Raw genomic sequence first — 12,719 nt, 5'->3', positions numbered from 1 at the left:
AGCCCCCACCTTGCAAACGAAGGCGGGGGCTCAGCGGCGCGGCAGGGACACCGCGAGGTCACTTCTCCTTGGCGGGAGGCTCCTCGTCGGCGCTCTCGGCACTCTCGGTGCCCTCGGCACTCTCGGTGCTCTCCGCGTCCCCGGTGCTCTTCTTCGGGGACCCGGTGCTCTTCTCGCCGTCCTCGGGAGCCGTCTTCACGGACTCCGGGGTCGTCTTCGCGGACTCGGTGCTCTTCTTCCCGGACTCGGCGGCCTCGGTCTCGCCCTCGGCCTCCGGAGTCTCCGCCTGTGCGGCTTCCGCCTCCGCGGCCTCCACCTCCGCGGCCACCGCCGCCGAGGTCCGGGCCGACTCCGCGAGCGCGTCCTCGGCCACCAGCTCCGCCGCCTCCTTGGCGTCGGAGAGCAGGACGACGTCCTGCGGGGCCTGGTCCTCGAAGTTCTCCGGGTGGTGGCAGGCGACCTGCTGTCCGGGGCGCAGCTCCTTCAGCGGCGGCTCGGTCGTGGCGCAGATCTGCGTCGCCTTCCAGCACCGGGTGTGGAAGCGGCACCCGCTCGGCGGGGAGATCGGCGAGGGCACGTCGCCCTTGAGCAGGATGCGCTCGCTCTTGGCGGCCTTGCGAGCCGGGTCCGGGATCGGGACCGCGGACATCAGGGCCTTGGTGTACGGGTGCATCGGCGACTTGTAGAGCAGGTCGCGGTCGGCCAGCTCCATGATCTTGCCGAGGTACATCACCGCGATCCGGTCCGAGACGTGCCGGACGACGGACAGGTCGTGCGCGATGATCACGTACGTCAGGCCCAGCTCCTGCTGGAGGTCGTCGAGGAGGTTGACGACCTGGGCCTGGATCGACACGTCGAGCGCGGAGACCGGCTCGTCGGCCACGACCAGCTTGGGGTTGAGCGCGAGCGCGCGGGCGATGCCGATGCGCTGGCGCTGACCGCCGGAGAACTCGTGGGGGTAGCGGTTGTAGTGCTCGGGGTTGAGACCGACCACCGACAGCAGCCGCTGGACCTCCTTCTTGATCCCGCCCTCGGGCTCGACGCCCTGGAGCTTGAAGGGGGCGCTGACGATCGTGCCGATGGTGTGACGCGGGTTCAGCGACGAGTACGGGTCCTGGAAGATCATCTGCACGTCGCGGCGCAGCGGGCGCATGCCGCCGACCCCGAGGTGGGTGATGTCCTTGCCCTCGAACTCGACCTTGCCGGCGGTCGGCTCCAGCAGCCGGGTGATCAGCCGGCCCATGGTCGACTTGCCGCAGCCCGACTCGCCCACGACGCCGAGGGTCTCACCGGAGCGGACCTCGAAGTCGATGCCGTCGACGGCGCGCACCGCGCCGACCTGGCGCTGCAGCAGGCCCTTCTTGATCGGGAAGTGCTTCTGCAGCCCGGTCACCTTGAGCAGGGTCTCGCCGCGGGCGGCACCCTCGGTGAGGGTGGCAGTGCCTGCCGAGCCGTCGCTCTGTGCGGGGATGGTCACCGCTTCGTCCTCTGCCTTTGCCTTTGCTTCGTCGCTCACAGCTTCGGCGCAATCTCTTCGGTCCAGATCCGCTCCCGCTGCTCCTGCGACATGTGGCAGGCGGCCCAGTGCTTGCTGCCGACCTCGGTCAGCTCGGGGCGGACCGTGCGGGTGACGTCGTCCTTGGGCACGTCGGCGTACGGACAGCGCGGGTTGAAGGCGCAGCCGGACGGGAGGTTGATCAGGGAGGGCGGGGACCCCTTGACGGGGATGAGGCGTTCCTGCTGGTCGCGGTCGAGCCGCGGCATCGAGCCGAGCAGACCCCAGGTGTAGGGGTGCCGGGGCTCGTAGAACACCTTCTCCGCGGGGCCCCGCTCGACGCACCGGCCGCCGTACATCACCAGGAGGTCGTCGGCCAGCTCGGCGACGACACCGAGGTCGTGGGTGATGATGATGACCGCGGAGCCGAACTCCTTCTGCAGGTCCCGGATGAGGTCGAGGATCTGCGCCTGGACGGTCACGTCCAGGGCGGTGGTCGGCTCGTCCGCGATGAGCAGTTCGGGGTTGTTGACCAGCGACATCGCGATCATCGCGCGCTGGCGCATACCGCCGGAGAACTCGTGCGGGTAGCTGTCCACCCGCTTGTCGGGCTGCGGGATGCCGACACGGTCCAGCATCTCCACGGCGCGGCGCTTGGCGGTCTTCTTGTCCACGTCGTGGTGGATGCGGTACGCCTCCACGATCTGCTGCCCGATCGTGTAGTACGGGTGCAGCGCGGACAGCGGGTCCTGGAAGATCATCGCCATCTCCCGGCCGCGCAGCTTGCGCACGTGGTCCGGGTCGGCGGAGAGCAGCTCGGTGCCGTCCAGCCAGATCTCGCCGGAGATCTGGGCCTTGCGCTTGCCGTACTGGCCGGCGGTGTGCAGGCCCATGATGCCGAGCGAGGTCACCGACTTGCCGGAACCGGACTCGCCGACGATGCCGAGGGTCTTGCCCCGCTCCAGCTGGAAGCTGAGCCCGTCGACGGACTTGACCAGGCCGTCGTCGGTCGGGAAGTGCACCTTGAGGTCGCGTACTTCCAGGAAGGCGCTCGGCGCGGCCGAGGTGCCGGTGGGCTCGCCCACGGCGGCTCCGCTCTTGCTGAGTTCGGTCATGCGAGCCTCACTCGGGGGTCGATCACGGCGTACAGGACGTCCACCACGAGGTTGGCGATCAGCACCGCGAGAGAAGTGATCAGGGTGACGCCCAGGATAAACGGCAGGTCCTGGTTCTGGATCGCGTCCAGGACCTTCTGGCCGAGGCCGGGGAGGCTGAACGTGGTCTCGGTCAGGATCGCGCCGCCCATGAGGGCGCCGAGGTCCATGCCGAGCATGGTGAGCAGCGGGGTCAGCGTCGACCGCATGGCGTGCTTGCGGATGACGACCGGTTCCCTCAGGCCCTTGGCGCGCGCGGTGCGGATGTAGTCCTCGCCGAGGATCTCCATCATGGTGGCCCGGGTGATCCGGGCGTACATCGCGGCGTACAGGAAGGCCAGGGTGACCCAGGGCAGGATCATGCCGCCCAGCCAGCCGGTGAGGCTGTCCTCCAGGGGCACGAACTCGCCGTCGATCCAGCCCAGGCCGTAGGAGAAGATCGCCAGGCTGAGCAGACCGGTGAAGTAGATGGGGAGGGAGACGCCGGCGAGCGCGACGATCATCGCGCCGCGGTCCCACAGGGTGCCCCGCTTGAGGGCGGAGAGCACACCGGCGGCGAGGCCGAAGATCAGCCACAGCACGGCGGCACCGAGAGCGAGGGCCAGGGTCACCGGGAAACGCTCGGTCAGCACCGGCCAGACGGCCTGCTCGGTCTTGAAGGAGTATCCGAAGCACGGCGCGGAGCAGTTGGTCACGTCACCGCCGGAGGCGTAGGTGCGCCCCGCGAAGATGCCCTTGATGAACTCCCATGCCTGGACGACGACCGGGTCGTCGAGGCTCAGCTTCTGCCGCACGGCCTCGACGGCGTCGGGGCCGGCCTGCTTGCCCACGTAGTTCAGGGCGATGTCGACGCCCGCCCACTTGGGGACGAGGAAGAAGATGCAGAAGACCACCAGGATGATGACCACCAGCATCACTGCGGCGGCGAACAGCCGCCTGATGAGGTAAGCGAGCACAGCGTGCGGCCCGCTGCGGACCGCGGGCCCAGGAGATCGTCCCGGGCCCGCGGTCACGCCGCGCCGGCCTTCACCTGCCTTTCGTGCCGTACGGCGGGTGTGCCGGTTACTTCTTCGGGTTCTTCAGGCCGAGGTTGACGAAGTCGTACATACCGCTGTAGCCGTCGGTGGTGTACACGTTCGCCAGGTTGTTCGAGCGCCAGTTGATGAACTTCTCGAAGACGAAGGGCAGGTAGTACGCGCCCTCCATCACCTTGTGGTTGATCTCCGTGGCGATCTTGGCCTTGCCGGCGTCGTCCAGCTCGGTCAGGTAGTCGGCGAACAGGCCGTCGATCTTCTCGTCCTTGATCAGCGCGAAGTTGTTGTTGGCGCTGTCGAGGATGTAGTCGCTGTGCCACAGCGGCAGACCGTAGCCCTGGACGGACGGGAAGTCGGGGCCCCAGCCCATGATGATGACGCCGTAGCCCTTCTTGGCCACGTTGGAGGGGCTGCCGACGACGCTGGCGTACTGCGAGCCGTCGTACTGCTCGATCTCCAGGTCGATGCCGACCTTCTTCAGCGACGCCTGCATCGACTCGGCGGTGGCGACCTCGACCGGCTTGTTGTTCCGGACCGCGATCTTGCTCTTGAAGCCGTTGGGCTTGCCGCAGGCCTTCAGCTCTTCCTTGGCCTTCTCGACGTTGCCCTTCTTGTTCTCACCGGCCATGCCGTACGGGTCGTACTTCTGGCCCTCGGAACCCGGGACGGACGGCGGCAGCATGTTGGTGCCGATGTCGCCGCCGGCGACCGGGCCGCCGCGCGCGGTCTGCAGCGAGACGTGGTCGGCGCCGAAGAGCATCGCCTTGCGGCAGTGGATGTTGTCGAACGGCTTCACGTTCTGCGCGAAGGTCGCGTAGCGGATGTAGCCGGAGACCGGGTTGTCCAGGTTCGCCTTGTGCTCCTTCAGGGCGGTGGTGCGGCCCTGCGGGGACAGACCGGTCTGGGCGAGGTCCAGGTCGTAGTCACCCGCGATGAGACGGGCGTCCAGGTCGTTGGCGTTGGAGAAGAACTTGATCGTGATCTTGTCCGGGTACGCCTTGCGGACCGGGTCCGACTCCTGCTTCCACTCGGTGTTGCGGACCAGGGTCAGGTCCTTGCCGGGGTTGTAGGACTCGAACTTGTACGGGCCCGAGGAGAACGGGCGCAGGCCGTACTTGGACTTGGTGTCCTTGTCCTGGCGGACCGGGGACGCCGAGGTCAGCGCCAGCATCTCCTCGAAGTCCGAGTTGGCCTCGGGCAGCTTGAAGACGATGGTCTTGTCGTCCGGCGTCTCGATCGCCTTCAGACCCAGCTTGTCCTTGGACTTGTCCTTGTAGGGGCCCTGGTACTCGTCCTTGGGGTCGAGCACCTCCTTGAGGTACGTCGGGCCGCCCGACAGCACGTCCTGCGCCCAGACGCGCTCGATGCCGTACTTGACGTCCTTGGAGGTGATCGGCTTGCCGTCCTCCCAGGTGACGCCGTCACGCAGGGTGTACGTGTAGGTCTTGCCGTCGTCGGAGACCTTCGCGAGACCGGTGGCGAGGTCGGGGGTGACCTCGGCGCCCGCCTTGCCCGGCTCCGTCTTGTTCGTGACGAGCTGGCGGCTGTAGTAGCGGGAGAAGTTCCACATGAAGCCGTAGTAGCCGCGCGTGGTGTCCCACGAGTCGGCGTCCTGCGAGCTGGCGAACTTCAGGGTGCCGCCCTTCTTGGCCGCGGAGGCCTGGGCGACCTTGTTGTTGGCCGCGTCGAAGCCCGGCGCGCCGTTCTTCGAGCCGCCGTTGCTGTCGTCTCCGCCGCCGCCGCACGCCGCCGTGGTCAGCAGCGCGGCGACCACTGCGGCAGCGGCCAAAGCCTGCTTGCGCCGCCCTGAGGTGCGTTGGGTAGTCACGATCTCGGATCCTCCGGATTAGATGAGAGACCCCGTGCAGGTGCCACGGGTCGCTTTGCGGTACGGCAGGTCAGCGGGAGCCCTTCGGGTCCAGCGCGTCGCGTACGCCGTCACCGAAGAGGTTGAAGGCAAGAACGGTGATGAAGATCGCCACACCCGGGATCACCATGTACATGGGATCCGACTTGTAGTAGTCGATCGCGCTCGACAGCATCTGCCCCCAGGAGGAGGTGGGCGGCTTGACGCCCACGCCCAGGAAGCTGAGTGCGGCCTCGGTGAGGATGTTGGTCGGGATCATCATCGTGGTGTAGACGATGATCGGCGCGACCAGGTTGGGCAGCAGTTCCTTGAACAGGATGTAGAAGCGTCCGGCACCCAGGGACCGGGCCGCCTCGACGTACTCCCGCTCGCGCATGGACAGGGTCTGGCCGCGGACCACACGGCCGATGTAGGGCCATCCGAAGAAGCCGATGACCAGGATCATCATGAGCAGGCGGACACCGGTGCCGCTGAGGCCCAGCATGCTGTCCGGCATGACCGAGACCAGCGCGATGATGAACAGCAGCTGCGGGAAGGCCAGCAGGCCGTCCATGACCCGGCTGATGAGGGCGTCGACCCAGCCGCCGAAGAAGCCGGCGAGGACACCGAGGACGGTACCGATGATCACGGCCACGATGGCGGACAGGAAGCCGACCAGGAGCGAGATCCGGGCACCGTGGACGATGCGGGCGAAGATGTCGCGGCCGTTGACGGGCTCGACGCCCAGCCAGTGCTCGCCGCTCATGCCGCCCAGGGAGCCGGTGGGGGTGCCGAACAGCGGGTCGATCAGGTCCTCGTGGAACTCGTTGGGATCCTGGCCGTAGAGGGAGGTGATCAGGGGCGCGAGGATCGCGACCACGATGAGGAAGAGCACGACGATGCCGCCCGTGAGGGCCAGCTTGTCCCGCTTCAGGCGCTCCCAGGCGATGCGGCCGAGGGAGCGCCCCTGAACCGCCTTGGCCTCGGCGCCGGCGACCGCCGCCTCCTCGGCCGCACTCGGGGCCGCTTCCGCGGTCGGCTCGTGCAATGGTGCCGTCATCTGGCAGGGACCCCTCTCAACCGGCGGTAGCCGGCCCGCACTTGCCGCTGTAGCGGCGTGATCAGTCCGTCGTACACAGGGGCGAACAGCCACCCCTTGCTGCGGGAGTCTTCAACGCTTTGGCGATCTGTAGCCAGACTTGACAGGGAAAGGATGCGCAACCGTGATGCTGTTTGAGGTGTTCCGTTATCCGGACAGTGGGTAACGGCGGCCGGACGCGGACGAGTTGGGACATCTACGGCACAGTGTCGCCAACCGCCTTCGTCTACGCGCGAAGATGTCCTCCCACCGGGAGCGGGGCGGGTCGCGGAACCGTCAGTACCGGCCCTGTGCCGGAGGGTATCCGTACCCGCCCGCGGGCGCCGGGGCGGGGGCGGCCCCGTGGGCTTCGCGGTCGTAGAACGGACGGGTGCGGGCGCGCAGCCACATGGCGACCGGATCGTGGGTGTCCGTCATCGCGACCGTCGACACCGGCAGACCTTCCGGGACCGCGCCGACGGACTGCTGCATCATGGCGCGCACCGCGTCGACGGCCGGCGGGGAGGTGTCGTACACGTCGAGGCCGATGGCGAGGTAGGGCGCCCCGAGCGCCGGCTGCACCCAGGCGCGGCGCAGTGCGCGGACCGCCGGGGTGCGGTGGGCGTTCTGCGCGAGCAGGGCGTAGAACTGCGGGATCTCGATGGCCGGTTCGGACAGGCGCAGGGGGCCGGCGGGCTGGCGGTCCAGGCCGGAGGCGATGCGGCGCAGGTCGAGCCACGGGATGCCGACGCCGCCGCCGGGGGCGTGCGGGTTGAGCCACAGGCCGTAGTGGTCGGGGTAGAGGGCGCGGGCCACCTCCAGTCCGTCGACCACCTCGTACGAGCGGTTCCAGCCACTGGCGGAGAGTTCCTGGGCGGAGGTGACGCAGGGGGCGTACCCGAAGCCGTCGACCTCCATCTTCCCGTACTGGGCGTCCGGGGAGCCTGCCTGACCGTGCCAGAGCAGCATCCAGACCTGGCCGGAGGCGGGGGTGGCGAGCGCGCGCAGCAGGGCCTCGTAGGCGTCGTAGCGCCCGGGGGTCACCTGGCGCAGCATGTGCTCGACCTGTCCGGTCGTGGTGCCGCTGGCGCTCACGTGTATCGCCCCTTCGAGAAGTTCCCCTGTTGTGAACCCAGCTTAAGGCTCCGCCGGGCGGGGGACGCCTGTGCGCTCGGGGGTGCCGTCCGTCCTCCCCCGCCCGGCACGGCCCCCGCCGGTGTCACAGGTCGCGGTCGTAGAACGGGCGGACGTTCGTCCGCATCCAGTCGCAGACCGGGTCCTGGGCCGCCTCCAGGAGGACCAGGTTGACCTGGGTCTTGAGAGGGGCCTTGGCGAGGGCCCGGCCCAGGGCGTCGAGGGGGAGGGCGCGGGCGTCGCCCTCCCAGTGGGCGAGTTCGACGCCGACGAACATGACCGGGTCGGCGGTCTCGATGGCGGCCATGCAGCGTCGTGCGGTGCGGACGACGCCGGTGGCGGCGAACTCGGCGGAGGCGGCGGCGAGGAAGTCCACCGGGTCGTCCTGCCAGTCCGGTTCGAAGAGGCGGACCCGGCCGCCCGAGGCGGGTCCGTCCAGCGGGGTGCGGCCGGCCCGGCACAGCTCGGCCACGGCGGGCGGCGGCAGCGGGACGCCGACCACGCCCTCCGGGTTGACGACGACGCCGACCTGCGGGGGCAGGCCCCGGGCGAACTCGACCGCGGGGGCGATGGTGTACGCCATCTGCGCGCCGGCGACCTGGCGGAGCTGCTCCTCGGAGCTGAACACCGGCACGTAGGCCTGGCCCTCGATCTCCAGCGTGGGCAGGTCGAGCGGACCGCTGTGCGGTCCGCCGCCGTTGGGCAGGGGTATCCACAGGAAGCTCCGGCCGAGCACCTCCACGATCCGTCCGCCGGCGGACGGGACGCCGAGGGACGCGGACAGCACCTCCTCCAGCTCGTTGCCGGGCCACCCGCCGTGCGGGTGGGGGTGCGCCTGTGCCGGGAAGTCCATCTGCCTACCTACCGCCTGCCTGGTACCGCTGCTGTGGCTGAAAAGGCTAACCCGTTCGACCGCAGGGCCCTACGGTGCGTCACCCCGTGAACGCGATCCGGTGGAGCGTGTCGGCCGCCGCCCGGTCCAGGAGGATCGCCGACGCACAGCCGGCCGGCAGGGTGCCCTCGGTCACCGCGCGCAGCAGGCGGGCGTTGGCCGTGCGGTGGCGCAGGAAGGCGTACCGCGACACGCCCCGGCCGCGCTCGCGCTGGCCGGCCAGGGCCTCGTCGGCACCGACGTCGAGCAGGAGCAGGTGCAGGGTGCCCTCGCGGCGGCGGGCCTCGCGGGCGAGCCAGGCGCGCACCCAGGACTGCGTGCCGCAGTCGTGCACCACGACGCCCTCGCCGGAGCGCACGGCCTTGCGCAGCCCGGCGTAGTGGGCGAGACGGACCAGGGGGCGGTAGAGCGCGTACGGCAGGAAGCGCGGCATGCGGCGCTCCCAGCGGTCGCGGGTGTCCTGGGAGTCGACGCGGGTGCCGCGCACGGTGCGCTCCATCAGCGTCGACTTGCCGCTGCCGGGCAGACCGGTGATCACCACCAGGTCCCGGGGTCCGAAGAGCAGGGCGTGCGGGCTGCGGCCCTCCCGGTCCCGCAGGTCGCGGACGACCGGTGCGGGCAGCTCGGCGCACGCCTCCGGGGCCGGGGCGACGGGCTGCTCGGGCAGCGCGAGACCCGAAGTGGCGGCGTACGCCGTGGTCCTGTTCACCGTGATCGTCCTCCCCTGGGGCGGTTCACGAGTTCCCATCCCCGTCGAGTGTAAAGAGAAGGTAATGCGCAGGTCTCGCGTTTTCGTTCGCTTACTGCCACAGGCCGGTTACAGATCACGGTCTGCCACGGATCGGCGGGGCGTGCAATGATGGCGGCGCCAACTGCATACCGGCCGTTTGAATCCGCGCGGGAGAGTCCCCGGCCGCGCCGGGGCGCCGAAGGAGCAAGTCCCTCCCTTGAATCTCTCAGGCACCGTTACCGCGCGGGCGAGGCACATCTGAAAAGCGGGCCGCCGCCCGACGGCGGCCCCACCCAAGGTGCAAGCCCTGATCGCCGTACTCCGGTGGTCGTGGCGAACCTCTCAGGTTCCGATGACAGATGGGGAGGAACGACCTCGCCCGTGCCGTCCTGTCCTGGGAGACGACCGACCGATGAGCAGTACAGAACTCCGCCGTACCGCGCTCGACGCCACGCATCGCGCGCTGGGCGCGACGATGACCGACTTCGCCGGCTGGGACATGCCGCTGCGCTACGGCTCCGAGCGCGACGAGCACGTCGCGGTGCGCACCCGCGCCGGGCTCTTCGACCTCTCCCACATGGGCGAGATCACGGTCACCGGCCCCCAGGCCGCCGATCTGCTGAACTACGCGCTGGTCGGCAACATCGGCAGTGTGAAGCCGGGCCGCGCCCGCTACACCATGATCTGCCGTGAGGACGGCGGCATCCTGGACGACCTGATCGTCTACCGGCTCGGCGAGGCCGAGGCCACTTCTTCCCACTACATGGTGGTCGCCAACGCCTCCAACGCCCAGGTGGTGCTGGACGCGCTGACCGAGCGGGCCGCCGGCTTCGACGCCGAGGTCCGCGACGACCGCGACGCGTACGCGCTGCTCGCGGTGCAGGGCCCCGAGTCGCCGGCCATCGTCAAGAGCCTCACCGACGCCGACCTGGACGGCCTGAAGTACTACGCCGGACTGCCCGGCACGGTCGCGGGCGTCCCCGCGCTCATCGCCCGCACCGGTTACACCGGCGAGGACGGCTTCGAGCTGTTCGTGAAGCCGGAGCACGCCGTGGAGCTGTGGCGGGCGCTGACCGAGGCGGGCGAGGGCGCCGGGCTGGTCCCCTGCGGCCTGTCCTGCCGCGACACGCTCCGTCTGGAAGCGGGCATGCCGCTGTACGGGCACGAGCTGACGACCGAGCTGACGCCCTTCGACGCCGGGCTCGGCCGGGTGGTGAAGTTCGAGAAGGAGGGCGACTTCGTCGGGCGCGCCGCGCTCACCGAGGCCGCTTCCCGGGCCGAGCAGAACCCGCCCCGCGTCCTGGTGGGCCTGGTCGCCGAGGGCCGCCGGGTCCCGCGCGCCGGGTACCGGGTCGTCGCCGGCGGCGAGGTGGTCGGCGAGGTGACCTCGGGCGCCCCGTCCCCGACACTGGGCAAGCCGATCGCCATGGCCTACGTCGACCCCGCGCACGCGGTGCCGGGCACCGAGGGTGTCGGCGTGGACATCCGGGGCAGCCACGAGCCGTACGAGGTCGTGGCGCTGCCCTTCTACAAGCGCCAGAAGTAGACACTGGGCGGCGGGGCCCCGCCGCTCCGCGCGCCCGCCGCCCGCGACCGCCGCTCACCAGCGGTTTCGGCGGCCCTCTCGCATCACCCCCGTCACCAGCATTTTCCCGCGTACAGGAGAATTCAGGCCATGAGCAACCCCCAGCAGCTGCGTTACAGCAAGGAGCACGAGTGGCTGTCGGCCGCCGAGGACGGCGCTTCGACGGTCGGCATCACGGAGCACGCGGCCAACGCGCTCGGTGACGTCGTCTTCGTCCAGCTCCCCGAGGTCGGCGACTCGGTGACCGCGGGCGAGACCTGCGGCGAACTGGAGTCGACCAAGTCCGTCTCCGACCTGTACTCCCCCGTCTCCGGTGAGGTCACCGAGGTCAACGAGGACGTCGTCAACGACCCGTCGCTGGTGAACAGCGCCCCCTTCGAGGGCGGCTGGCTGTTCAAGGTGCGGATCACGGACGAGCCGGCCGACCTGCTCTCCGCCGACGAGTACACCGCCTTCACCGCCGGCTGAGGAGTCACGCCCGCATGTCGCTTCTGAACACCCCCCTGCACGAGCTGGACCCCGACGTCGCCGCCGCCGTCGACGCCGAGCTGGACCGCCAGCAGTCCACCCTCGAGATGATCGCCTCGGAGAACTTCGCCCCCGTCGCGGTCATGGAGGCCCAGGGCTCGGTCCTCACCAACAAGTACGCCGAGGGCTACCCCGGCCGCCGCTACTACGGCGGCTGCGAGCACGTCGACGTGGTCGAGCAGATCGCCATCGACCGGGTCAAGGCGCTGTTCGGCGCCGAGCACGCCAACGTGCAGCCGCACTCGGGCGCCCAGGCCAACGCGGCCGCGATGTTCGCGCTGCTCAAGCCGGGCGACACGATCATGGGTCTGAACCTCGCCCACGGCGGGCACCTGACCCACGGCATGAAGATCAACTTCTCCGGCAAGCTCTACAACGTCGTCGCCTACCACGTCGGCGACGACGGCCAGGTCGACATGGCCGAGGTGGAGCGCCTGGCCAAGGAGAACAAGCCGAAGCTGATCGTGGCCGGCTGGTCGGCCTACCCGCGGCAGCTGGACTTCGCCGCGTTCCGCAAGATCGCCGACGAGGTCGGCGCGTACCTCATGGTCGACATGGCGCACTTCGCCGGTCTGGTCGCGGCGGGCCTCCACCCGAACCCGGTCCCGCACGCCCACGTCGTGACCACCACCACCCACAAGACGCTGGGCGGCCCGCGCGGCGGTGTGATCCTCTCCACGGCCGAGCTGGCCAAGAAGATCAACTCCGCCGTCTTCCCCGGTCAGCAGGGTGGCCCGCTGGAGCACGTGGTGGCCGCCAAGGCCGTCGCCTTCAAGGTCGCCGCGAGCGAGGACTTCAAGGAGCGCCAGCGTCGTACGCTGGAGGGCGCCCGCATCCTCGCCGAGCGCCTGGTGAAGGACGACGCGAAGGCGGCGGGCGTGTCGGTCCTGACCGGCGGCACGGACGTCCACCTGGTCCTCGTCGACCTGCGCGACTCCGAGCTGGACGGCCAGCAGGCCGAGGACCGCCTCCACGAGGTCGGCATCACGGTCAACCGCAACGCCGTCCCGAACGACCCGCGTCCGCCGATGGTGACCTCCGGTCTGCGCATCGGCACGCCGGCCCTGGCGACCCGCGGCTTCACGGCCGAGGACTTCGCCGAGGTCGCGGACGTGATCGCCGAGGCGCTGAAGCCGTCCTACGACGCCGAGGCCCTCAAGGCCCGGGTGAAGGCCCTGGCCGACAAGCACCCGCTGTACCCGGGTCTGAACAAGTAGACACCGCGTGTGCACAGGGGTGCCGT

General features: G+C 69.8%; 11 protein-coding genes and 1 riboswitch. Of the genes, 3 read left to right on the top strand and 8 right to left on the bottom strand.

Annotation, left to right across the window (positions count from 1 at the left end; translation table 11 throughout):
- Window positions 1-58: 58 nt before the first annotated feature.
- From ACFZP7_RS24380 to ACFZP7_RS24345, 8 genes are all read right to left on the bottom strand, one after another.
- Complete coding sequence (locus tag ACFZP7_RS24380) at window positions 59-1,477, bottom strand: ABC transporter ATP-binding protein (RefSeq protein WP_385635699.1); 1,419 nt, start codon at window positions 1,475-1,477, stop codon at window positions 59-61.
- A gap of 35 nt (window positions 1,478-1,512) precedes the next feature.
- Window positions 1,513-2,610: an ABC transporter ATP-binding protein gene (locus ACFZP7_RS24375; protein WP_019329734.1), complete on the bottom strand. Its 1,098-nt coding sequence runs from the start codon at window positions 2,608-2,610 to the stop codon at window positions 1,513-1,515.
- Window positions 2,607-3,605: an ABC transporter permease gene (locus tag ACFZP7_RS24370; RefSeq protein ID WP_046248335.1), complete on the bottom strand. Its 999-nt coding sequence runs from the start codon at window positions 3,603-3,605 to the stop codon at window positions 2,607-2,609. The genes ACFZP7_RS24375 and ACFZP7_RS24370 overlap by 4 nt, the downstream gene beginning before the upstream one ends.
- Window positions 3,606-3,711: 106 nt before the next feature.
- On the bottom strand, window positions 3,712-5,511 hold the full coding sequence (locus ACFZP7_RS24365) for an ABC transporter substrate-binding protein (protein WP_355515579.1): 1,800 nt from the start codon (window positions 5,509-5,511) through the stop codon (window positions 3,712-3,714).
- A 70-nt stretch (window positions 5,512-5,581) separates the two neighbouring features.
- Window positions 5,582-6,589: an ABC transporter permease gene (locus ACFZP7_RS24360; protein WP_030970732.1), complete on the bottom strand. Its 1,008-nt coding sequence runs from the start codon at window positions 6,587-6,589 to the stop codon at window positions 5,582-5,584.
- 315 nt (window positions 6,590-6,904) lie between these two features.
- Complete coding sequence (locus ACFZP7_RS24355; protein ID WP_030970730.1) at window positions 6,905-7,702, bottom strand: enhanced serine sensitivity protein SseB C-terminal domain-containing protein; 798 nt, start codon at window positions 7,700-7,702, stop codon at window positions 6,905-6,907.
- 124 nt (window positions 7,703-7,826) lie between these two features.
- Window positions 7,827-8,594: an enhanced serine sensitivity protein SseB gene (locus ACFZP7_RS24350; RefSeq protein ID WP_031020036.1), complete on the bottom strand. Its 768-nt coding sequence runs from the start codon at window positions 8,592-8,594 to the stop codon at window positions 7,827-7,829.
- Window positions 8,595-8,673: 79 nt separating this feature from the next.
- The gene (locus ACFZP7_RS24345) at window positions 8,674-9,342 is read right to left on the bottom strand and encodes an AAA family ATPase (protein WP_019329728.1); all 669 of its coding nucleotides are present in this window, start codon (window positions 9,340-9,342) and stop codon (window positions 8,674-8,676) included.
- Window positions 9,343-9,521: 179 nt separating this feature from the next.
- Window positions 9,522-9,615, top strand: a riboswitch (glycine riboswitch).
- Between the two features lie 160 nt (window positions 9,616-9,775).
- On the opposite strand from ACFZP7_RS24345, the gene gcvT reads away from it, so the two are divergent.
- The 3 genes from gcvT (at window position 9,776) to glyA (ending at window position 12,693) form a co-directional block, all read left to right on the top strand.
- A complete protein-coding gene (gene gcvT / locus ACFZP7_RS24340; protein ID WP_385635693.1) occupies window positions 9,776-10,909 on the top strand; it encodes a glycine cleavage system aminomethyltransferase GcvT in 1,134 nt (377 codons plus the stop codon).
- A 129-nt stretch (window positions 10,910-11,038) separates the two neighbouring features.
- Window positions 11,039-11,416, top strand: a complete 378-nt coding sequence (gcvH, locus tag ACFZP7_RS24335; RefSeq protein WP_019329726.1) for a glycine cleavage system protein GcvH — start codon at window positions 11,039-11,041, stop codon at window positions 11,414-11,416.
- Between the two features lie 14 nt (window positions 11,417-11,430).
- Window positions 11,431-12,693 carry a serine hydroxymethyltransferase gene (glyA, locus tag ACFZP7_RS24330; RefSeq protein WP_046248338.1) on the top strand — a complete coding sequence of 421 codons (1,263 nt, stop codon included), beginning with the start codon at window positions 11,431-11,433 and terminating at the stop codon, window positions 12,691-12,693.
- Window positions 12,694-12,719: the final 26 nt, after the last annotated feature.

It is taken from the genome of Streptomyces sp. SudanB5_2050, from assembly GCF_964272335.1.
In the GTDB taxonomy this organism is placed as follows: Bacteria; Actinomycetota; Actinomycetes; order Streptomycetales; family Streptomycetaceae; genus Streptomyces; species Streptomyces rochei.
This window is presented reverse-complemented; position numbering and strand designations above follow the sequence as displayed.

Excerpts from the sequence above, each read along its gene's own strand:
- gcvT (WP_385635693.1), top strand. The coding sequence starts at position 9,776 with ATGAGCAGTACAGAACTCCGCCGTACCGCGCTCGACGCCACGCATCGC.
- glyA (WP_046248338.1), top strand. The coding sequence starts at position 11,431 with ATGTCGCTTCTGAACACCCCCCTGCACGAGCTGGACCCCGACGTCGCC.
- ACFZP7_RS24375 (WP_019329734.1), bottom strand. The coding sequence starts at position 2,610 with ATGACCGAACTCAGCAAGAGCGGAGCCGCCGTGGGCGAGCCCACCGGC.
- ACFZP7_RS24360 (WP_030970732.1), bottom strand. The coding sequence starts at position 6,589 with ATGACGGCACCATTGCACGAGCCGACCGCGGAAGCGGCCCCGAGTGCG.
- ACFZP7_RS24350 (WP_031020036.1), bottom strand. The coding sequence starts at position 8,594 with ATGGACTTCCCGGCACAGGCGCACCCCCACCCGCACGGCGGGTGGCCC.
- gcvH (WP_019329726.1), top strand. The coding sequence starts at position 11,039 with ATGAGCAACCCCCAGCAGCTGCGTTACAGCAAGGAGCACGAGTGGCTG.